The 21,218-nt window shown below is 54.3% G+C and carries 19 protein-coding genes and 4 tRNA genes; 18 read left to right on the top strand and 5 right to left on the bottom strand.

Translation table 11 applies throughout. The annotated features are described in order from the left end of the window. Positions 1-186: 186 nt before the first annotated feature. Positions 187-468 carry a peptidylprolyl isomerase PpiC gene (ppiC, locus tag JJB97_RS06675; protein ID WP_238713250.1) on the bottom strand — a complete coding sequence of 94 codons (282 nt, stop codon included), beginning with the start codon at positions 466-468 and terminating at the stop codon, positions 187-189. Continuing rightward, positions 432-719, bottom strand: a complete 288-nt coding sequence (locus tag JJB97_RS06670; protein WP_238713249.1) for a hypothetical protein — start codon at positions 717-719, stop codon at positions 432-434. Before JJB97_RS06670 ends, ppiC begins: the two co-directional genes overlap by 37 nt. A 187-nt stretch (positions 720-906) precedes the next feature. On the opposite strand from JJB97_RS06670, the gene rep reads away from it, so the two are divergent. Further along, positions 907-2,928 (top strand): DNA helicase Rep, encoded by a 2,022-nt coding sequence (gene rep / locus JJB97_RS06665; protein ID WP_238713248.1) that lies wholly within the window; start codon positions 907-909, stop codon positions 2,926-2,928. Positions 2,929-2,948: 20 nt separating this feature from the next. On the opposite strand, the gene gppA is transcribed toward rep, so the two are convergent. Both gppA and rhlB read right to left on the bottom strand, forming a co-directional pair. Further along, complete coding sequence (gppA, locus tag JJB97_RS06660) at positions 2,949-4,436, bottom strand: guanosine-5'-triphosphate,3'-diphosphate diphosphatase (RefSeq protein WP_238713247.1); 1,488 nt, start codon at positions 4,434-4,436, stop codon at positions 2,949-2,951. Between the two features lie 6 nt (positions 4,437-4,442). Then, the gene (rhlB, locus tag JJB97_RS06655; protein ID WP_238713246.1) at positions 4,443-5,705 is read right to left on the bottom strand and encodes an ATP-dependent RNA helicase RhlB; all 1,263 of its coding nucleotides are present in this window, start codon (positions 5,703-5,705) and stop codon (positions 4,443-4,445) included. Positions 5,706-5,880: 175 nt separating this feature from the next. On the opposite strand from rhlB, the gene trxA reads away from it, so the two are divergent. After that, the gene (gene trxA / locus JJB97_RS06650; RefSeq protein ID WP_238713245.1) at positions 5,881-6,210 is read left to right on the top strand and encodes a thioredoxin TrxA; all 330 of its coding nucleotides are present in this window, start codon (positions 5,881-5,883) and stop codon (positions 6,208-6,210) included. 143 nt (positions 6,211-6,353) lie between these two features. On the opposite strand, the gene JJB97_RS18545 is transcribed toward trxA, so the two are convergent. Continuing rightward, positions 6,354-6,476 carry a hypothetical protein gene (locus JJB97_RS18545; protein WP_263457886.1) on the bottom strand — a complete coding sequence of 41 codons (123 nt, stop codon included), beginning with the start codon at positions 6,474-6,476 and terminating at the stop codon, positions 6,354-6,356. Between the two features lie 65 nt (positions 6,477-6,541). Here JJB97_RS18545 and rho point away from each other — a divergent pair, with 65 nt between their 5' ends. The 16 genes from rho to JJB97_RS06570 all read left to right on the top strand — a co-directional run bounded on the left by rho (position 6,542) and on the right by JJB97_RS06570 (position 20,994). Beyond that, positions 6,542-7,801 (top strand): transcription termination factor Rho, encoded by a 1,260-nt coding sequence (rho, locus tag JJB97_RS06645; RefSeq protein WP_238713244.1) that lies wholly within the window; start codon positions 6,542-6,544, stop codon positions 7,799-7,801. A gap of 237 nt (positions 7,802-8,038) precedes the next feature. Beyond that, positions 8,039-9,130, top strand: coding sequence for a UDP-N-acetylglucosamine--undecaprenyl-phosphate N-acetylglucosaminephosphotransferase (gene wecA / locus JJB97_RS06640; RefSeq protein WP_238713243.1), 1,092 nt, complete (start codon positions 8,039-8,041; stop codon positions 9,128-9,130). Positions 9,131-9,150: 20 nt separating this feature from the next. Further along, on the top strand, positions 9,151-10,197 hold the full coding sequence (gene wzzE, locus JJB97_RS06635) for an ECA polysaccharide chain length modulation protein (protein WP_238713242.1): 1,047 nt from the start codon (positions 9,151-9,153) through the stop codon (positions 10,195-10,197). A gap of 66 nt (positions 10,198-10,263) precedes the next feature. Further along, positions 10,264-11,394, top strand: coding sequence for a non-hydrolyzing UDP-N-acetylglucosamine 2-epimerase (gene wecB, locus JJB97_RS06630; RefSeq protein ID WP_238713241.1), 1,131 nt, complete (start codon positions 10,264-10,266; stop codon positions 11,392-11,394). Continuing rightward, positions 11,391-12,653, top strand: a complete 1,263-nt coding sequence (wecC, locus tag JJB97_RS06625; protein WP_238713240.1) for a UDP-N-acetyl-D-mannosamine dehydrogenase — start codon at positions 11,391-11,393, stop codon at positions 12,651-12,653. Before wecB ends, wecC begins: the two co-directional genes overlap by 4 nt. Further along, positions 12,644-13,339 (top strand): dTDP-4-amino-4,6-dideoxy-D-galactose acyltransferase, encoded by a 696-nt coding sequence (rffC, locus tag JJB97_RS06620; RefSeq protein ID WP_238713239.1) that lies wholly within the window; start codon positions 12,644-12,646, stop codon positions 13,337-13,339. The genes wecC and rffC overlap by 10 nt, the downstream gene beginning before the upstream one ends. A 4-nt stretch (positions 13,340-13,343) precedes the next feature. Continuing rightward, positions 13,344-14,474 carry a dTDP-4-amino-4,6-dideoxygalactose transaminase gene (gene rffA, locus JJB97_RS06615; protein ID WP_238713238.1) on the top strand — a complete coding sequence of 377 codons (1,131 nt, stop codon included), beginning with the start codon at positions 13,344-13,346 and terminating at the stop codon, positions 14,472-14,474. Further along, the gene (gene wzxE, locus JJB97_RS06610) at positions 14,474-15,724 is read left to right on the top strand and encodes a lipid III flippase WzxE (RefSeq protein WP_238713237.1); all 1,251 of its coding nucleotides are present in this window, start codon (positions 14,474-14,476) and stop codon (positions 15,722-15,724) included. The genes rffA and wzxE overlap by 1 nt, the downstream gene beginning before the upstream one ends. Continuing rightward, positions 15,721-16,797 carry a TDP-N-acetylfucosamine:lipid II N-acetylfucosaminyltransferase gene (locus JJB97_RS06605; protein WP_238713236.1) on the top strand — a complete coding sequence of 359 codons (1,077 nt, stop codon included), beginning with the start codon at positions 15,721-15,723 and terminating at the stop codon, positions 16,795-16,797. The genes wzxE and JJB97_RS06605 overlap by 4 nt, the downstream gene beginning before the upstream one ends. Beyond that, the gene (gene wzyE / locus JJB97_RS06600) at positions 16,794-18,170 is read left to right on the top strand and encodes an ECA oligosaccharide polymerase (RefSeq protein WP_238713235.1); all 1,377 of its coding nucleotides are present in this window, start codon (positions 16,794-16,796) and stop codon (positions 18,168-18,170) included. The genes JJB97_RS06605 and wzyE overlap by 4 nt, the downstream gene beginning before the upstream one ends. Next, on the top strand, positions 18,163-18,903 hold the full coding sequence (gene wecG, locus JJB97_RS06595; protein ID WP_238713266.1) for a lipopolysaccharide N-acetylmannosaminouronosyltransferase: 741 nt from the start codon (positions 18,163-18,165) through the stop codon (positions 18,901-18,903). The genes wzyE and wecG overlap by 8 nt, the downstream gene beginning before the upstream one ends. Positions 18,904-19,078: 175 nt before the next feature. Beyond that, on the top strand, positions 19,079-20,464 hold the full coding sequence (thrP, locus tag JJB97_RS06590) for a bifunctional threonine/serine APC transporter ThrP (protein ID WP_238713234.1): 1,386 nt from the start codon (positions 19,079-19,081) through the stop codon (positions 20,462-20,464). Positions 20,465-20,566: 102 nt separating this feature from the next. Continuing rightward, positions 20,567-20,643: transfer RNA gene (locus JJB97_RS06585), tRNA-Arg, on the top strand. Between the two features lie 63 nt (positions 20,644-20,706). After that, a tRNA-His gene (locus tag JJB97_RS06580) sits at positions 20,707-20,782 on the top strand. Between the two features lie 14 nt (positions 20,783-20,796). Further along, positions 20,797-20,883, top strand: a tRNA-Leu gene (locus JJB97_RS06575). Positions 20,884-20,917: 34 nt separating this feature from the next. Continuing rightward, positions 20,918-20,994 (top strand) — tRNA-Pro (locus JJB97_RS06570). The last annotated feature ends 224 nt before the right edge of the window (positions 20,995-21,218 follow it).

The raw sequence follows: 21,218 nt of genomic DNA, 5'->3' as shown, positions 1-21,218 counted from the left end.
AGCGGAAAGTAAACGGTTTTCAGGTTAAATTAAGCTTGGTTTACAAAGCGTTGGTGAAATTAAGCGGAACGCTAAACAAACAGATATTAAATACCTTATAGCGCTGGGTTTCTGGAGTTGGATATACTTATATGATAAAGAATTTATTGTGCCTGCTTTTATCATTGATTAAAACAGGCAATATGATTACTTACGGTAGAGAACTTTGATGATGTGATAACCAAACTGCGTATGTAGCGGGCCAGTTGGCTCAAGTACCGGGCAGGAGAAGACAACTTTATCGAACGCCGGCACCATCTGCCCCTGTTTAAATTCGCCTAAATCACCGCCTCTTTTGCCTGAGGGGCAGATAGAGTGTTTTTTTGCAAGCTTTGCAAAATCGCCGCCGTTTTTAATTTGCTCCAGAAGCTCCAGTGCCAGCTTCTCTTCTTTTACCAGTATGTGCAGCGCTGCCGCTGTTTTAGCCATGTTGACGCCTCGAAAAAAAGTGAGTTTCGCAATAGTAGCATGGACTCTCGCCGTTGCGGCGCTTTGTGATTGCGCCAGCTAAGCTGGGCGATTACCGGCTCATAAAGCCTGGGCTGTGGACGGCCAAAAATCGGGCCGCCCATCGTTTCACCTTTGATTTCGCCGGTTTCGCCGCCGCTATGGCCTGAGGGGGCGGGAATAGCGCTTTTCCAGGTAAACAAGGCCAGCGCCTTTTCCTGCGTTGTCATCATTTCCCGCACGCCAGCTTTGGTTTTTAGCAGAACATCTGGTGTGACGGCTGTTTTGAGCAGGATTGTGCCTGTGAAAAAATTACTATTGTGCCCTCAGCCACTTAGCATTTGGCAGTGCAAACTGCGTTAATTCTCAGGTTTGCTTTTGCTACAATCCAGGCCCCGTTCCTCGTCCTGGCAGGTTGCTATGCGTCTGAATACCGCCCAACAAGAAGCCGTCGAATTCGTTACCGGCCCCTGCCTGGTGCTGGCCGGTGCCGGTTCAGGTAAAACGCGCGTTATTACTAATAAAATCGCTCATCTGATTCATAGCTGCGGCTATCAGGCGCGCCATATTGCCGCAGTAACGTTTACCAATAAAGCGGCGCGAGAAATGAAAGAGCGCGTGGCCCAGACGCTGGGGCGCAAGGAGGCGCGTGGATTAATGATTTCCACGTTCCATACGCTGGGGCTGGATATCATTAAGCGTGAGTATAACGCGCTGGGCATGAAAGCCAATTTCTCCCTGTTCGATGATACCGATCAACTGGCGCTGCTCAGAGAGCTGACTGATGAGTGGCTGGAGCAGGATAAGGAGCTTCTTCAGCAGCTAATCTCAACGATCTCGAACTGGAAAAACGATCTGACGCCGCCGCCGCTGGCCGCAGCGCGGGCGCAGGGAGAGCGAGAACGGCAGTTCGCTCATTGCTATGCGCTCTACGATGCGCATCTCAAAGCCTGTAATGTGCTCGATTTCGACGATCTGATTATGCTGCCGACGCTGCTGCTACAGCGCAATGAAGCGGCGCGCGAACGTTGGCAAGGCCGCATACGTTACCTGTTGGTGGATGAATACCAGGACACCAATACCAGCCAGTATATGCTGGTGAAACTGCTGGCGGGCGCGCGGGCGCGTTTCACGGTCGTTGGCGACGACGATCAGTCTATCTATTCCTGGCGCGGCGCGCGGCCGCAAAACCTGGTGCAGTTAAGTCAGGATTTTCCGGCGCTGCGCGTTATCAAACTGGAGCAGAACTATCGATCTTCGGGCCGCATTCTGAAAGCGGCTAACATTTTGATTGCCAATAACCCTCACGTATTTGAAAAGCGCCTGTTCAGTGAGCTGGGCTACGGGGCTGAGTTAAAAGTATTAATGGCAAACCACGAAGAACACGAGGCAGAGCGGGTAACCGGCGAGCTTATCGCCCATCACTTTATCAATAAAACGCAGTATAAAGATTACGCCATTTTGTATCGCGGCAACCATCAGTCCCGGGTATTTGAAAAATTGCTGATGCAAAACCGCATTCCGTACCGTATCTCCGGAGGAACCTCGTTCTTTTCACGCCCGGAAATCAAAGATCTGCTGGCTTATTTGCGGATATTAACTAACCCGGATGACGATAGCGCGTTTTTGCGTATTGTGAATACGCCGCGGCGTGAAATTGGCCCTGCAACATTGCAAAAATTGGGTGAGTGGGCGACGCAACGCAACAAAAGTTTGTTTGCCGCCAGCTTCGATCTGGGATTGAGCCAGACTCTGACCGGGCGCGGGCTTGATGCGTTGCAGCGCTTTACTGCCTGGCTGGGCGATATTGCCCATCAGGCGGAGCGTGAGCCGGTGGCGGCGGTGCGCGATATGATTCGCGGCATTGATTACGAATCCTGGCTATATGAAACCTCTACCAGCCCAAAAGCCGCAGAAATGCGTATGAAAAACGTCAACCTGTTGTTTAGCTGGATGAGCGAAATGCTCGAAGGGAGCGAACTGGATGAGCCAATGACGCTGACTCAGGTTGTGACGCGCTTTACGCTGCGCGACATGATGGAGCGTGGCGAAAGCGATGAAGATGCGGATCAGGTACAATTGATGACGCTGCATGCATCGAAAGGTCTGGAGTTTCCTTATGTCTATCTTGTAGGTATGGAAGAGGGGCTTTTGCCGCATCAGAGCAGTATCGATGAAGATAACATTGATGAAGAACGCCGTCTTGCCTATGTGGGGATTACCCGGGCGCAAAAGGAATTAACGTTTACGCTGTGTAAAGAGCGGCGCCAGTATGGTGAGCTGGTGCGCCCGGAGCCGAGCCGTTTTTTACTGGAACTACCGCAGGATGATGTGCAGTGGGAACAGGAACGTAAAGTGATAACGGCCCAGGAGCGGATGGAAAAAGGGCAGGCTAACGTTGCGAATATCCGCGCGATGCTGGCCCGGTCACGCGGCGGCTGATATTCTGCGGCGCCAGCGCATCAGGGTTGTACGGTTATTGGCCAGTGAACATAGCTTTGCCAGAGCGCTTCCTGCTCCAACAACTCTGCGCCAAGCGGATGGCGCTTTAGCCAGCACGCCGGCAGCGTCAGGTGCAACGCCTCTTCGCTGGCCGTCAGCGTCAGTGCTGGCACGCAGTCATCGCGCCGCCTGCTGGCGAAAATAATGGCCAGACGCAACAATCGGCAAAGATGTTCTGCAATGCGCGGCGGGACAGCATTTTGTTGATGCAGCGATGAGAGATCGACCGGGTTCGTCTGGTTGAGCAGTAGCGTGGCCAGTAGCGTTTTTTGCGCAGGCGTATAGCCTGGCAAATCGAGATTGCGAACCAGATAGGCGGCGTGACGGGGCGCCTGCTTAAAATCGATACTTAGCCCAATTTCGTGCAGAAGGCAGGCGCTGCTGAGCAACTGCTGGCTCAGGGCGTCCAGCTCCCACTGTGGTGAAACCTGCTGCGCTAAATTTTGGGCAAGGCTTTCTACCCGCGCAGCCTGCGCCACATCGACCATAAAGCGCCGCTGTACGTTGCGCAGCGTACGGTTACGTATATCCTGCTCCACAGTCAGATGCAGCATACCGTACACCAGCCCCTCGCGCAGCGCGCCGCCGGCAAGCGTCATGCTTTCAATATTCAGTTCGGTAAATATCGCGATAAGAATGGCAAGGCCGCTTGGAAAAACCAGCGCGCGATCGAGCGTCAGGCCTTCAATCTCAAGCTCCTCAAGACGCCCGCACTGGATAGCGCGCTGCCTGAGCTGGCGGAGTTTAAGCAGCGTGATATGCTCATCCATACCCTGCGCCATCATAATTTCCTGTAGCGCCTGTACCGTACCGGACGCGCCCACGCAGGCTTTCCAGCCGTGATAGCGTAGTTTACCCACCAGCGGGCGCAGCACTTCACGCGCTGCCTGCTCTGCGGCGGCGAAATTTTCCTTCGCCAGGGCGCGATCGGTGAAGTAGCGTTCAAGCCAGGTCACGCAGCCCATCGGCAGGCTGAACAGCGAGGATGTTTGAGCGCCGGTACCGGTTACTAACTCCGTACTGGCGCCGCCGATATCGACCACCAGCCGTCTGTCATCTCCGCCCGTGGTATGTGCGACGCCTTGATAAATAAGTCGCGCCTCTTCTTCTCCGCTAATGACCTGTACCGGACAGCCAAGAATGGCTTGCGCGCGTTCAATAAATATTGCCGCATTAGTCGCCAGGCGCAGCGTGGCGGTCGCCACAACGCGAATCTGCGTTTGCGGAATATCCTGAAGGCGCTCGGAGAAGAGCTGGAGACACTGCCAGCCGCGCGCCATGGCTTCCCGGCTAAGCATATTGTCGGCGTCCAGCCCTGCGGCCAGCCGGACTTTACGCTTGATGCGAGCGAGCGTTTGTATACTTCCCGCCACCTCGCGCACTACCAGCATGTGAAAGCTGTTGGAGCCGAGATCGATTGCCGCATAGAGCGAGGAGGCGTTTAGCATAATGCGTTAACCCGTACGGCGGCGATTACGTGAATTGTTGCGACGTGGGCCATTGCCGGAGCGGTTGCGCACCAGGCGTTTTGGCGGCGGTAGCTCGCTCATTAGCGCATCCGGATTGTATTTGCTAACGGGAATCGCATGGCCGATGTACGTTTCAATTGCGGGCAGGTTCAGCGCGTACTCTTCACAGGCGAGGCTGATGGAGTGCCCACTGGCGCCTGCGCGGCCGGTACGGCCGATGCGGTGCACGTAATCTTCACAGTCGTCGGGCAGATCGTAGTTAAAGACATGCGTCACGGCCGGGATGTGTAGCCCACGGGCGGCAACGTCGGTCGCCACAAGGATATCCAAATCGCCCTGGGTAAATTCTTCAAGAATACGCAGACGTTTTTTCTGGGCGACGTCGCCTGTGAGTAATCCTACGCGGTGGCCGTCTGCTGCCAGGTGACCCCAGATATCTTCGCAGCGGTGCTTAGTATTGGCAAAAACGATGGCGCGATCCGGCCATTCTTCTTCAATCAACGTTTGCAGCAGGCGCATTTTTTCTTCGTTAGAAGGATAGAACAACTCTTCCTTAATACGATGGCCCGTCTTTTGCTCCGGCTCTACTTCCACGTACTCGGCGTTGTTCATCTGTTCAAACGCCAGTTCACGCACGCGATATGAAAGCGTTGCGGAAAACAGCATGTTCAGACGCTGGTTTGCCGCCGGCATGCGGCGAAATAGCCAGCGTATGTCTTTAATAAAGCCTAAATCGTACATGCGATCGGCTTCATCCAGCACCACAACCTGAATGGCGCCGAGGTTGATATGGTTTTGTTTTACGTAGTCAATAAGGCGGCCAGTGGTGCCAATCAGGATATCGACCCCTTTTTCCAGCACCTTGAGCTGCTTGTCGTAACCGTCGCCGCCGTAAGCGAGGCCCGATTTCATACCAGTGGCTTGCGCCAGCGGCTCAGCATCAGAGTGGATCTGCACAGCCAGCTCGCGGGTTGGCGCCATAATCAGCGCGCGCGGCTGGTTAATCAGGCGGCCTTCCGGCGCTGGATGCGAGAGTAAATAATGAAACGTTGACGTCAGAAACGCCATCGTTTTGCCGGTACCGGTTTGCGCCTGTCCGGCCACGTCACGCCCCGCAAGCGTCAGCGGAAGCGCTAATGCCTGAATAGGAGTGCAGTTATAAAAACCTTTTTTTTCAAGGGCTTCTATAACCTTCGGGTGCAGGGCGAAGTCGGAAAACTTCTGTTCAGTTAAATGTGTTTTGCTCATAGTGTGGTAGAATATCAGCTTACTATTGCTTTACGAAAGCGTATCCGTTGAAATAAAGTCAACCTGCCTGATGTAAAGGCGGTGTCTTATCATCGTTAACCGCGTTAGCGGATGAGTATGTGGCACAGCATAAATTTACACCAGTAAAGCCAGGCATAATCCTGTGGAGTGAAGTATGAGCGATAAAATTATTCACCTGACTGACGACAGTTTCGACACGGACGTACTTAAGGCGGAAGGGTTGGTTTTGGTTGATTTTTGGGCAGAGTGGTGCGGGCCGTGCAAAATGATTGCCCCGATTCTGGATGAAATCGCAACCGAATATGAAGGCAAGCTGACGGTAGCTAAACTGAACATCGACCAGAACCCGGGTACTGCGCCGAAATATGGCATTCGCGGTATCCCGACGCTGTTGCTGTTCAAAAATGGTGAAGTGGCGGCGACGAAAGTGGGCGCGCTGTCAAAAGGGCAGCTTAAAGAGTTTCTGGACGCTAACCTGGCGTAAATGAATCTCCGTCGGCGTGTCTGGTGGTCCTAAATTTATGTGGACCGCTGGACGCCCGGTGCCAGCCGTGCTAAGTTACCTGAACTGCATGTTGAACTTACCTTAGTTTGAATCTTGTATTACCCGAAATCTCTTGCCAGTCTTCACAGGCGTGAGAAAAAGAAAATCGCTTTCGGGCCTGCTACCCAATCCGTTTTGTCGTTCCAGTTCTGAGCGTCTGCATTCAGGCCGCGATCGGGCACGGGGTGATGGCCATTAACAGGCATGGATACCCTGCCTTACTATTTACATTACTGTTCGAGAATTACCCCGAGTTTAAGAACCCACCATTATGAATCTTACCGAATTAAAAAATACGCCGGTTTCTGATCTGATTACTCTCGGCGAAAACATGGGGCTGGAAAACCTGGCCCGTATGCGTAAGCAAGACATTATTTTTGCCATTCTGAAGCAACATGCGAAGAGCGGCGAAGATATCTTTGGCGATGGCGTGCTGGAAATACTGCAGGACGGGTTTGGATTCCTTCGCTCCGCAGACAGTTCCTACCTCGCCGGTCCCGATGACATTTACGTATCCCCCAGCCAAATCCGCCGATTTAACCTTCGCACAGGCGACACCATTTCCGGCAAAATTCGCCCGCCGAAAGAAGGCGAGCGTTACTTCGCGCTGCTGAAGGTGAATGAGGTTAACTACGACAAGCCGGAAAATGCCCGCAGCAAGATTCTGTTTGAGAACCTGACGCCGCTGCATGCCAATTCCCGCCTGCGTATGGAGCGCGGCAACGGTTCGACGGAAGATCTGACCGCTCGCGTTCTGGATTTGGCCGCGCCGATCGGCCGTGGACAGCGTGGTCTGATAGTGGCGCCGCCGAAAGCGGGTAAAACCATGCTGCTGCAAAACATTGCCCAGAGCATTGCCTACAATCATCCGGACTGCGTGCTGATGGTGCTGCTTATCGATGAGCGCCCGGAAGAAGTCACGGAAATGCAGCGCCTGGTAAAAGGCGAAGTGGTTGCGTCAACCTTTGACGAACCGGCTTCCCGCCATGTCCAGGTTGCTGAAATGGTAATAGAAAAGGCTAAGCGCCTGGTTGAGCATAAAAAAGACGTTATCATCCTGCTTGACTCCATCACCCGCCTGGCGCGCGCTTACAACACGGTGGTGCCTGCGTCCGGTAAAGTATTGACCGGCGGCGTGGACGCCAACGCCCTGCATCGGCCGAAGCGTTTCTTCGGCGCTGCGCGTAATGTTGAAGAGGGCGGCAGCCTGACAATCATTGCAACGGCGCTCATTGACACCGGCTCCAAAATGGATGAAGTGATTTATGAGGAGTTTAAGGGCACCGGTAACATGGAGCTGCATCTTTCCCGTAAGATCGCAGAAAAACGCGTCTTTCCGGCCATCGACTATAACCGCTCCGGCACCCGTAAAGAAGAATTGCTTACCACCTCTGAAGAGCTGCAAAAAATGTGGATCCTGCGCAAAATCATTCACCCGATGGGAGAAATTGATGCGATGGAATTCCTCATTAATAAGCTGGCGATGACCAAAACCAATGACGAATTTTTCGACATGATGAAACGTTCGTAGCCGCCGCAAACCCGGGGAAGCGCCACGTTTCAACGTGGCGTTTTCTTTTCTTCTTTATATGAATGTGTCGACGCTGCTATATTTGGACAGGATTTCACGGACGGTGCCTTTGGCAGGGCAAAATTAATTCAGTCAGAGTGAAATATAACGCCGTTAGTTCCGCCTTGTCGGCGCGCCTCCGGTTAGCCACGTAAGCATGCCAGAGGCCGAACGTACATTTTGCAGAGAGCGCTCATTGTGAATTTAATCTCCGCTGGTACTGAATTAATCAGTATTTTTCTGTTCACAACCGTTTTCCTTTTTTTTGCACGTAAAGTTGCAAAAAAAATTGGTCTGGTCGATAAGCCTAACTTCCGTAAACGTCATCAGGGGCTAATCCCGCTGGTCGGCGGCGTTTCTGTCTATGCGGGCATCTGTTTTACCTTCTGGCTGGCAGACTATTATATCCCGCACTCCGCGCTTTATCTGGGTTGCGCGGGCGTGTTGGTACTGGTTGGCGCGCTGGATGACCGATTCGATATTAGCGTAAAAATCCGCGCCACGATTCAGGCCCTGATTGGCATCATCATGATGGTGGCGGCCAAACTTTATCTTAGCAGCCTGGGCTATATCTTCGGTACCTGGGAACTGGTGCTGGGGCCGTTTGGCTATTTCCTTACGCTTTTCGCCGTTTGGGCTGCGATCAATGCCTTTAATATGGTGGACGGTATTGATGGTTTGCTGGGCGGGTTATCCTGCGTTTCCTTTGCCGCGATGGGCGTTATTTTGTGGTTTGATGGCCAGCTTAGCCTTGCGATGTGGTGCTTTGCGATGATCGCGGCCATTCTTCCCTATATTTGTCTTAACCTTGGGGTGCTTGGCCGCCGTTATAAGGTCTTTATGGGCGATGCGGGCAGCACCCTGATTGGCTTTACCGTTATCTGGATTTTGCTGGAAACGACGCAGGGAAAAACCCATCCAATTAGCCCGGTGACCGCGCTGTGGATTATTGCCATTCCGCTGATGGATATGGTGGCGATAATGTATCGCCGCCTGCGTAAAGGAATGAGCCCCTTCTCACCCGATCGCCAGCACATTCACCACCTGATCATGCGGGCGGGGTTTACATCCCGTCAGGCTTTTGTGCTCATTACGTTTGCGGCTGCGATACTGGCGGCTATCGGCGTGACGGCGGAATATATGCATTTCGTTCCGGAATGGGCAATGTTGGTATTGTTTTTGCTGGCATTTATGCTTTACGGCTATTGCATTAAGCGCGCCTGGAAAGTGGCTCGCTTTATCAAACGTATCAAACGACGTATGCGTCGTGGCAGCAAAAGTCCGGCATAAGCACATTAAACGGGGAAGAGATGAAACAACTATCTGGCGATAATCCGGCAGCCGCGGAAAACGAGCTTGATATCCGTGGCCTGATACGCGCGCTCTGGCGCGGCAAATTCTGGATTGTGGGTTTTGCGCTGCTGTTTGCCGTCATTGCGCTTGTTTATACTTTTTTTGCCCGGCAGGAATGGGGGGCGACGGCCATAACCGATCGTCCTACCGTCAACATGCTCGGCAGCTACTATTCTCAGCAGCAGTTTCTGCGAAACCTTGATGCGCGCACGTATACGGCCGCGCAGGATGTCCCGTCGGTTATGGATGAAACCTATAAAGAGTTCATCATGCAGCTTTCATCCTGGGATACGCGCCGTGATTTCTGGAATCAGACCGATTATTACCGTCAGCGCCAGTCGGGCAACAGCAAAGCGGACGCCGCGTTGCTGGACGAGCTTATCGGTAACATTCAGTTCACGCCAGGCGATATTACGCGTAACCTGAATGACAGCATCAGACTGGTGGCTGAAACCGCGCCGGATGCGAATAATTTGCTGCGCCAGTATGTGGCTTTTGCCAGCCAGCGTGCGGCGACGTACCTTAACGATGAACTTAAAGGCGCCTGGGCGGCGCGCGCTATTCAGTTGCAAGCGCAGGTCAAGCGCCAGGAAGCGGTGGCGCAGTCTATCTACAGTCGTCGCCTTAACAGCCTGGAGCAGGCGCTGAAAATTGCCGAGCAGCACAATATTGGACGCAGTGAAGCCGATGTGCCCGCTAATGAGCTGCCGGATTCTGAACTTTTCATGCTGGGTCGCCCGATGCTGCAGGCAAGGCTGGAAAATTTACAGGCGGCCGGGCCTTCTTATGAAATGGATTACGATAGAAATAAAGCCATGCTGGCGACATTAAATGTTGGACCGACCCTTGAACCGCGCTTTCAGACTTATCGCTATCTGCGCACCCCGGAAGAACCCGTTAAGCGCGACAGCCCGCGCCGCGCCTTTCTGCTGGCGATGTGGGGAGCCGTTGGCGCGCTGACCGGGGCCGGTGTCGCGTTGTCCCGTCGTCGCCCGCGTACCTGATTTTTGGAGAACAACGAAGACGTGTCCGGACGTCTTCATTGTGTTTAATCAAGGCAGATAAATACTGTGAAAGTTCTGACCGTTTTTGGTACGCGTCCTGAAGCGATAAAGATGGCGCCGCTGGTTCACGCGCTGGAGGACGATCCTTTTTTTGACGTGAAGGTCTGTGTGACCGCTCAGCATCGTGAAATGCTTGACCAGGTATTGTCGCTCTTTTCAATCCGGCCGGATTATGATCTGAATATCATGCGGCCGGACCAGGGATTAAGCGAAATAACCTGCCGAATTCTTGAAGGCCTTAAGCCGGTGCTGGCGTCGTTCCGACCCGATGTGGTGCTGGTACATGGCGATACCACGACGACCCTCGCCACAAGCCTGGCTGCGTTTTACCAGCGTATTGCGGTAGGTCACGTCGAGGCGGGACTGCGCACCGGCGATCTGGCTTCGCCGTGGCCTGAGGAGGCGAACCGCACTCTCACAGGCCATCTTGCTACGCTGCATTTTGCGCCTACCGAAACGTCGCGCCAGAACCTGCTGCGTGAAAATATCCGCGACAGCCGCATTTTTGTCACCGGCAATACCGTTGTTGACGCACTGCTGTCCGTTCGCGATCGCGTGCTCAGCGATGAGGCGCAGCGTGCGGCGCTTAACGAATGCTATCCGTTTTTACAGCGTAATAAAAAACTCATCCTGGTGACCGGACATCGCCGCGAAAGCTTCGGCAGCGGTTTTGAGAACATTTGTCATGCGCTGGCGCAGATAGCGGCGCAGCATCCGGATGTACAGATTGTTTATCCAGTCCATCTTAATCCCAACGTCAGCGAGCCGGTTAACCGAATTCTGGGCCATATCGATAATATTATGCTAATCGATCCACAGGATTACCTGCCGTTTGTCTGGTTAATGCATCATTCCTATCTCATCCTGACCGATTCCGGCGGCATTCAGGAGGAGGCGCCTTCTCTTGGTAAGCCTGTGCTGGTGATGCGAAACACAACCGAGCGGCCAGAAGCCGTGGAAGCCGGGACGGTGCGGCTGGTTGGCACTGACAGACAAACAATTGTTGCGCAAGTCACGCGTCTGCTAAAAGACAACGAGGCTTACCTGGCCATGAGCCATGCGCATAATCCCTATGGCGACGGCAGAGCCTGCGAGCGCATTATTACTGCACTGAAACACTATCGGGTGACACAATGAGTTTTAACATTATCTCTGTGATTGGCCTGGGTTATATCGGCCTGCCCACTGCTGCGGCCTTCGCATCGCGCCAACAGCGCGTGGTCGGCGTGGACGTCAATGAAAATGCGGTTGCCACCATCAACCGAGGGGAAATCCACATCGTCGAACCGGAGCTTGACTGCGTAGTAAAAGCCGCTGTTGAAGGCGGCTGGTTGTCTGCGCGTACAACGCCGGTTGAAGCAGATGCGTATTTGATTGCCGTGCCCACGCCGTTTAAAGGCGACCATGAGCCGGATATGGCTTACGTTAAAGCGGCGGCCGAGGCCATTGCGCCGGTACTAAAAAAAGGGGCGCTGGTGATTCTGGAATCAACGTCGCCGGTAGGCGCTACGGAACAAATGGCCGGCTGGCTGGCGGCGTTGCGCGACGATCTGACCTTTCCGCAGCAGGCGGGGGAAGCGGCGGATATCAATATAGCCTACTGCCCTGAGCGCGTGCTGCCAGGGAAAGTGATGGCGGAGTTGATACAAAATGACCGCGTGATTGGCGGGATGACGCCCGTTTGCTCGGCGCGCGCCAGCGAATTGTATTCCATCTTTCTTAAAGGCGAATGCGTGGTAACGAACGCCCGCACGGCAGAAATGTGTAAGCTAACGGAAAATAGTTTTCGTGACGTTAATATCGCCTTCGCCAATGAGCTCTCGTTAATTTGCGCAACACAGGGTATTAACGTGTGGGAGCTGATTCGCCTGGCAAATCGCCATCCGCGCGTTAATATTCTGCAGCCTGGCCCCGGCGTCGGCGGACACTGTATTGCCGTCGATCCGTGGTTTATTGTGGCGCAAAACCCGCAGCAGGCGCGTCTGATTCGCACTGCGCGGGACGTAAACGATAGTAAGCCGGGCTGGGTGATTGATCGGGTAAAAGCGGCGGTAGCCGACTGCCTGGCAGACAGCGGAAAACGTGCTGAAGAACTGACTCTCGCCTGCTTTGGGTTGGCGTTCAAGCCGGATATTGATGACCTGCGCGAAAGCCCGTCTATGTCTATTGTGAGCGAGCTGGCGCAGTGGCACCGCGGAGAGCTGCTGGCGGTGGAGCCTAATATCCACACGCTGCCGCAAAAGCTGCAGGGCCGCTGTACGCTGACGGATGTGCAGGATGCGTTGTCGCGCGCGGATATACTGGTGCTGTTGGTGGATCATTGTCAGTTTAAAGCTATTGACGGCGCACGGCTTGTGCAGCGCTACATTGTTGACACACGCGGAGTATGGCGGTGAAGCCACAGCCGCTGGATGCCTTACGCGCCAGCGTTGAACCGCTGGTCTGGGAGAGCGAGTTTTTCGGACTGGCGAGCGCAATTGTCCGTTTTTCCGATTCCGCTTCGCCGCTAAACGTGGCGCAATTGCAGCCTTTTTCACGCGTGCAGGCAAAAATCGCCGCTGAGGACACGGCGCGGCTGGACGCCCTCCAGGCGCTGGGCTTCAGGCTGGTGGAGGGGGAGGTTGACCTGAGCCTTGCCACGGGCGCGAATAACCCTGATCCCGGCCTTGACGTGGCGCAGGAAAGCGATATCGCTCAACTGCGTGCGGCGGCCAGCGTATTTAGCCAGAGCCGCTTTCGCGAGCCGTGGTATCCCGCAGGGGAAAGCGCGCGTTTTTATGCGCAATGGGTTGAAAACGCGGTGCGCGGCAGCTTCGATCATGAATGTTTGATTTTGCGAGCTGGCGCGCAATGTCGCGGCTTTATTACGCTGCGTCAGCTAAACGAGCAGGAAGGGCGCATTGGTTTGCTGGCCGGGCATGGCGCAGGGGCAAGATTAATGCTGGCGGCGCGGCGCTGGTGCGAGATGCGCGGGCTATCCCGGATTCGGGTGGCGACCCAAATCAGCAACCGGGCGGCGCTGCGCCGCTATATTGAAAGCGGTGCGGTGATTGAGCGCTCCGCTTACTGGTTATACAGGTGAGAACATGATCCCATTTAACGCTCCGCCGATAGTTGGTACCGAAATTGACTATATGCGCTCTGCGATGGAGAGCGGCAAGCTGTGCGGTGACGGCGGCTTTACCCGCCGCTGTCAGCAATGGCTGGAGCAGCGCTTCGGCAGCCGTAAAGCGCTGCTAACGCCCTCCTGCACCGCGTCGCTTGAAATGGCGGCGCTGCTGATTGATATCCAGCCCGGCGATGAAGTAATTATGCCGAGCTACACCTTTGTATCAACCGCGAACGCCTTCGTGCTGCGCGGCGCGCGTATTGTTTTTGTCGATGTGCGTCCTGACACCATGAATATCGACGAAAGTAAAATTGAAGCGGCGATCTCTGAAAAAACGCGCGCTATCGTGCCGGTACACTACGCGGGCGTTGCCTGTGATATGGATGTCATTATGCGCATTGCGCAGCAACATAACCTGTGGGTTATTGAAGATGCGGCGCAGGGCGTAATGTCTGCCTGGAAGGGGCGCGCCCTTGGCGCTATCGGCCATATTGGCTGCCTGAGTTTCCATGAAACCAAGAACTACACCGCAGGTGGCGAAGGCGGCGCAACGCTTATCAACGATCCGACGCTTGTGGAGCGCGCGGAAATTATTCGCGAGAAAGGCACTAACCGCAGTCAGTTCTTTCGCGGCCAGGTGGACAAATATACCTGGCGCGATATCGGTTCCAGCTATTTGATGGCGGATCTACAGGCGGCCTATTTGTGGGCGCAACTGGAGGCCGCCGAGCTTATTAACCAGCAGCGTCTGGCGCTGTGGCGCAACTACTACGATGCGCTCCTGCCGCTGGCGGAAAAAGGGCGGATTGAACTGCCTGCGCTGCCTGAAGGCTGCGTACACAACGCCCATATGTTCTACATTAAGCTGCGCGACGGCGACGATCGCAGCCGGCTTATTGACTGGTTGAAAGAGGCGGATATCCTTGCTGTCTTCCACTATATTCCGCTGCACAGCAGCCCGGCAGGCCAGCAATTTGGCATTTTTCACGGCGAAGATCGTTTCACCACCGTAGAAAGCGAGCGTCTGTTGCGCCTGCCGCTATTCTATAACCTCGCGCCAGTCAATCAGCGCACGGTCATTAATACACTGTTGAGCTACTTCGGCTGATGTCGCTGGCACGAGCTTCCATATGGACGGCGGCGTCCACGTTGGTAAAGATTGGCGCGGGCTTACTGGTCGTAAAGCTGCTGGCGGTGGCTTATGGGCCGGGCGGCGTCGGTATGGCGGGAAACTTTCGGCAACTGGTGACGGTGCTGGGCGTACTGGCTGGCGCGGGTATCTTTAACGGCGTCACTAAATACGTATCGCAGTATCGCGATGAACCGCAGCATCTGCGCCAGATTGTCGGCACGTCGTCAGCGATGGTGCTGGGTTTTTCTTCGCTGCTGGCGCTGGTATTTCTGCTGGCTGCGCGCCCTGTTAGCGTCGGGCTATTCGGCCATGATAACTATCAGGGCCTGGTGCGGCTGTTAGCGTTGGTACAGCTGGGAATAGCCTGGGCAAACCTGTCGCTGGCTATCATGAAAGGGTTTCGTGATGCAGCCGGTAACGCGCTGGCGCTAATCGTCGGCAGTTTGACTGGCGTTCTGGCCTACATTGCGTGTTGGAAAATCGGCGGTTATCCGGGGGCGCTGTTCGGGCTGGCGCTGGCGCCTGCGCTGGTGGTTATCCCCGCCGTGATTTCGCTTAAGCGCCGTGAACACTTACCGCTCCAGTGGCTTAAGCCCGCATGGGATAGCGCCATCGCCAGCCGTCTTGGCAAATTTACGCTGATGGCGCTCATAACCTCGGTGACTATGCCGGTGGCTTACGTGATGATGCGTAACCTGCTGGCGGCGCGCTATGGCTGGGATGCGGTAGGCATCTGGCAGGGTGTGAGCAGCATTTCGGATGCCTGGCTGCAATTCATTACGGCTTCGTTCAGCGTCTATTTGCTGCCCACATTGTCACGTTTGACCGAAAAAGCGGATATCAGCCGTGAAATAGGTAAAGCGATGCGCTTTGTGCTGCCTGCGGTCGCGATGGTGGGGCTGATGGTATGGTTATTGCGCGATGTTGCCATCTGGCTGCTTTTTTCAGCAAAATTTACCGCCATGCGCGATCTGTTCGCCTGGCAGTTGGTTGGCGATGTGTTGAAAGTTGGCGCTTATGTTTTTGGCTATCTTATTATTGCAAAAGCCTCCCTGCGTCTGTACGTCGTGGCGGAACTAGGCCAGTTTGCGCTGCTGACGGGGTTTTCTCGCTGGCTTATCCCTGCGCACGGCGCGCTGGGCGCGGCACAGGCCTATATGGCAACGTATATCGTCTGGTTTTTCCTGTGCGTCTGTGCATTTTTAATCTGGCGTAAACGAGTATGACTACACTGATTCACGTACTGGGATCGGATATCCCGCATCATAATCGCACAGTGCTTGAGTTCTTTGCGCAGACGCTGAATGCGCCTGAACAGGGAAAAAAGTTTATGGTGGTGAGCGAAGATCTGGCGCTGGTGAACGCCTACCCCGGACTGGATATCGCCTTGTTTGACAGCAAAAAAGCGCTGGCTAAAGCGGTGGTCGCCAGAGCGCGGGCAAACCGCCGACAGCGTTTCTTTTTCCACGGCCAGTTTAATACCGGGATATGGCTGGCGCTGCTTTTCGGCGGCCTTAAGCCGGATCAGGCGAGCTGGCATATCTGGGGTGCGGATCTCTACGAGGCGGCCGCCAGCCTGAAGTTTCGGCTTTTTTACAGGCTGCGCCGTATGGCGCACAGGCGCGTAGGGCACGTGTTTGGTACCCGTGGCGACCTGCTCTATTTCGTGACGCATTATTCAAACATTGCGACCGGATTGCTCTATTTCCCGACGCGTATGGATCCTGCGTTAAATACGTTGGAAAACCGGCGTGAAGAAGGCCGGAAGCTTACCGTTCTGGTCGGTAACTCCGGCGATTGCAGCAACAGGCACGTTATCGCGTTACGGGAAATACATCGCCAGTTTGGCGATGGCGTAAGGGTGGTGGTGCCGATGGGATACCCCAGTGGAAATGAGGCCTATATCCGTCATGTTGAGCAGGAAGCGAAAACGCTTTTTAGCGCCGATAATCTCACCATACTACGTGAAAATATGCCGTTTGACGCTTATCTTGAGCTACTGCGCGGCTGCGATCTGGGGTACTTTATTTTTGCGCGCCAGCAGGGCATCGGCACGCTGTGTTTGCTGATTCAGGCGGGCGTTCCCTGCGTATTGAATCGTGAAAATCCGTTCTGGCTGGATATGGCTGAACAGCAGTTGCCGGTGTTGTTTACGACAGACAGCCTGGATAAGCGGGTGGTGCGTGAGGCGCAGCGGCAGTTGCAGAACGTAGATAAAAGCCGCATTGCTTTTTTCAGCCCGAACTATATCGCTGGCTGGGAGAATGCGCTGCGCGTGGCGTCGGGAGAGTCGGTATGAGTTTACTGCAATTTGGCGGCCTGTTTTTTGTCTGGAGCCTGTCAGTACTGTTCATCGGTACGCTTACCTGGCGAGAATTTCGTCGGGTGCGTTTTAACTTTAACGTCCTCTTTTCGCTTCTCTTTTTGCTAACTTTTTTTTTCGGCTTTCCGTTTACCGCTATGCTGGCGTTCCGGTTTAACGTGGGCGTGGCGCCTGCGTTTACGCTACTACAGGCGCTGCTGTCGGCCAGTTGTTTTTATGCTGTGTATTATACCGCCTATAAAATTCGGCTGCGGTCAACGCAATACCCGCCTGTCGGGCGGCTGTTTAGTATGAATCGCGTGGAAACAAACCTCACCTGGATAATTTTGCTGGCGCTGGCGCTGGTGAGCGTGGCGGTGTTCTTTCTGCATAATGGTTTTTTGCTCTTTAAGCTAAAGTCCTACAGCCAGATTTTTTCAAGCCAGGTTTCCGGTGTGGCGCTGAAGCGCTTTTTTTACTTTTTTATTCCGGCGATGCTGGTGGTTTATTTTTTGCGCCAGAGTAAAGCCCGCTGGCTTGGTTTTCTGGTCAGTACCGTAGGGTTTGGTCTGCTGACTTATGCCATTGTGGGCGGCACGCGCGCTAATATCATTATTGCGTTCGCCATTTTTCTGTTTATCGGTTTGATACGCGGCTGGATCTCTTTGTGGTTGCTGGCGGCGGCAGGCGCGCTTGGCGTGGTGGGGATGTTCTGGCTGGCGCTCAAGCGCTATGGGCTGAACGTCAGCGGCGATGAGGCGTTTTATACCTTTTTGTATCTCACCCGCGATACCTTCTCGCCGTGGGAGAATCTGGCGTTATTGATTCAGCATTACGACAATATTGCGTTTCAGGGGCTGGCGCCGATTGTACGCGACTTTTATGTGTTTATTCCGTCGTGGTTATGGCCGGACAGGCCTGCCGTGATACTGAACAGCGCTAATTATTTTACCTGGGAAGTGCTTAATAATCACTCCGGGCTGGCTATCTCACCGACGCTAATTGGTTCGCTACTGGTGATGGGGGGAGCATGGTTTATCGTACCAGGGGCCGTGGTTGTGGGGCTAATCATTAAATGGTTTGACTGGCTTTTTGTGCGCGGCAACTGCGAAAAGAATCGCTATAACGCGGCCATTTTGCACAGCTTTTGCTTTGGCGCCATCTTCAATATGATTGTGCTTGCGCGCGAAGGGCTTGATGCCTTTGTATCGCGCGTGGTGTTTTTTCTGATTGTGTTTGGCCTGAGTTTGTTGCTGGCGAAGCTGATTTTCTGGCTGCTGGATTACGCCGGGCTGGTCCGCCCCCGGTCTTGCGCAACCAGCCAACATTTAACACAACTTTCCGCAGCGAGCAGGAAAAATGATGAATAACAGGTCAGACGCGCCGGTTTACACTATTCGTGGCCTCAATCTGCTGGGCTGGCGCGACAGGGAGCATGCGCTGGACTACCTTCACGCAGGCGGCAAACTGAAGCAGGGTACGCTGGTGGCGATCAACGCTGAAAAGGTGCTGACGGCGGAAAGCTCTGCCCGGATGCGCCAACTGATCGAGGCTGCGGAATATAAATACGCCGACGGCATCAGCCTGGTGCGCTCAATTCGTAAAAAATATCCGCAGGCGCAGGTCTCCCGGGTGGCGGGGGCCGATCTGTGGGAGGCGCTTATGTTGCGTGCCGGGCGCGAGGGCACGCCGGTGTTTCTGGTTGGCGGGCGTCCAGCCGTGTTGACGCAGACTGAACAGATGCTGCGTAACCGGTGGAACGTCAATATAGTCGGCAGCCAGGACGGCTATTTTTCGCCGCAGGAGCGTGATGCGTTGTTTGCCCGCATTCGCGACAGCGGCGCCCGACTGGTGACGGTGGCGATGGGGTCGCCGCGCCAGGAGATCCTGATAAGCGACTGCCGAACAGTTTATCCTCACGCGTTATATATGGGTGTTGGCGGCACGTATGATGTCTTTACCGGCCACGTTAAGCGCGCGCCGCAACGCTGGCAGAAGCTTGGGCTGGAGTGGCTTTATCGTCTGCTGACGCAGCCGAGCCGCATTACGCGCCAGTTGCGGCTATTGCGCTATCTCGCCTGGCATTACACCGGTAGGCTGTAGCCCGCAGGGCGGCCTTTTTCCGCCCCGTTTTCTCTGAATTTTTTTTCTGCGCCGTTGACAATACGAAACCATTGCCGTCGTCCGGCAGCGGTCCGGGTTTGCGGGTTACAACTTACTTATCACCATAGTTACCGGCTAAACCGCACGGCGTTGTGAGGCGTTTTAAGAGGGCTGTATGGCAAAAAATAAATCTGAGCTTCAGCGCGGGCTGGAAGCGCGGCATATCGAATTAATCGCCCTTGGCGGAACGATTGGAGTAGGCCTGTTTATGGGAGCCGCCAGTACGCTGAAGTGGGCCGGTCCTTCTGTGCTACTGGCTTATATTGTAGCCGGGCTGTTTGTGTTTTTTATTATGCGCTCAATGGGCGAAATGCTGTTTATTGAGCCGGTTGCCGGCTCTTTTGCCGTTTATGCTCACCGTTATATGAGCCCCTTCTTTGGCTACCTTACGGCCTGGTCCTACTGGTTTATGTGGATGGCGGTAGGTATCTCCGAGATCACGGCTATCGGGGTTTATGTGCAGTACTGGTTTCCTGATATAGCGCAGTGGATACCCGCTCTTATTGCTGTAGGCCTGGTCGCGCTGGCGAATCTTGCGGCGGTGCGCCTGTATGGCGAAATTGAATTCTGGTTCGCCATGATTAAAGTTACCACTATTATTGTGATGATTGTGGTAGGCCTTGGCGTTATTTTCTTTGGCTTTGGTAACGGCGGTAGCCCGACAGGCTTTAGCAACCTGACGGAACATGGCGGCTTCTTTGCCGGCGGCTGGAAAGGCTTTCTGACGGCGCTGTGTATTGTGGTGGCGTCCTACCAGGGCGTGGAGCTTATCGGTATTACCGCCGGTGAAGCGAAAAATCCGCAGGTGACTTTACGCAGCGCGGTAGGGAAGGTGCTGTGGCGTATCCTGATTTTCTACGTGGGCGCGATTTTTGTTATTGTTACGCTCTTTGCGTGGAATGACATCGGCGCTAACGGCAGTCCCTTTGTACTGACTTTTGCCAAAATTGGCATTACTGCCGCTGCGGGCATTATTAACTTTGTGGTGCTTACGGCTGCGCTGTCCGGCTGTAATAGCGGTATGTATAGCTGTGGGCGCATGCTCTACGCACTGGCTAATAACCGCCAGCTCCCGGCGGCGTTGGGGAAAGTAGCGAAAAACGGCGTTCCTGTAGCCGGCGTGGCGGTTTCCGTACTGATATTGCTGGCGGGCTCCTGCCTTAACTATATTATTCCTAACCCGCAGGCGGTGTTTGTTTATGTTTACAGCGCCAGCGTATTGCCGGGGATGGTGCCGTGGTTTGTCATTCTGATTAGCCAACTGCGCTTTCGTAAAGCGCACCGCGATGCGATTGTCAGCCATCCGTTTCGCTCGCTGATGTTTCCCTGGGCAAACTGGCTGACAATAGCGTTTTTAATTTGTGTGCTGGTGGGAATGGGCATCAATGTTGACACGCGTATGTCGCTGGTTGTGGGGGGACTGTTCCTTGCCGGGGTGGCGGTGGCCTATAAGTTTTTAGGATTGGGAAAACACGTAGAATCGGTAAAGCAGAGCCGTTGATACATGGAGTGCGCAAAGCATAACCAAACGCGCATTTTATGAAAAAAAGCACTAGACAGCAGGGCGCGAAGTCCGTAGTATCCCCCTCCGCAACGGCGCTACGCGCCCGTAGCTCAGCTGGATAGAGCGCTGCCCTCCGGAGGCAGAGGTCTCAGGTTCGAATCCTGTCGGGCGCGCCATTGTTTACAGGCGCTGGAGCTGCGGTGGTACGAACAAGTAGTATCGCGTGAAAATAGACAATGGTGGCTATAGCTCAGTTGGTAGAGCCCTGGATTGTGATTCCAGTTGTCGTGGGTTCGAGTCCCATTAGCCACCCCATTATTTAGTGGTATGCGAAGGTGGCGGAATTGGTAGACGCGCTAGCTTCAGGTGTTAGTGTCCTTACGGACGTGGGGGTTCAAGTCCCCCCCCTCGCACCACAACCTTTAGTAAAGCAAGATATAGAGCAGTATTCGGCGAGTAGCGCAGCCTGGTAGCGCAACTGGTTTGGGACCAGTGGGTCGGAGGTTCGAATCCTCTCTCGCCGACCAAATTACAGTATGGCCTGGTTCAGTCCGGGCCAGAAATGAAAAAAAGCCACAACTTCCTGGAAGTTGTGGCTTTTTTTCGCCCTGTGGTTTGGCCTGTTACTTTTACGGCCAGATAGTTTGGTTATACATCCAAGATATAACGACGGAACCTGTAACCTGGCGAGAGTGACTATTCCGCTAATCGTTATTAACCGATTATTTCAGCCCCCCGGTAAGGGGCCTTA

This window comes from Tenebrionibacter intestinalis, assembly GCF_016632365.1.
GTDB lineage: Bacteria > Pseudomonadota > Gammaproteobacteria > Enterobacterales > Enterobacteriaceae > Tenebrionibacter > Tenebrionibacter intestinalis.
Note: the sequence above shows the minus strand (reverse complement) of the source record. Positions and strands in the feature narration are given on the sequence as shown.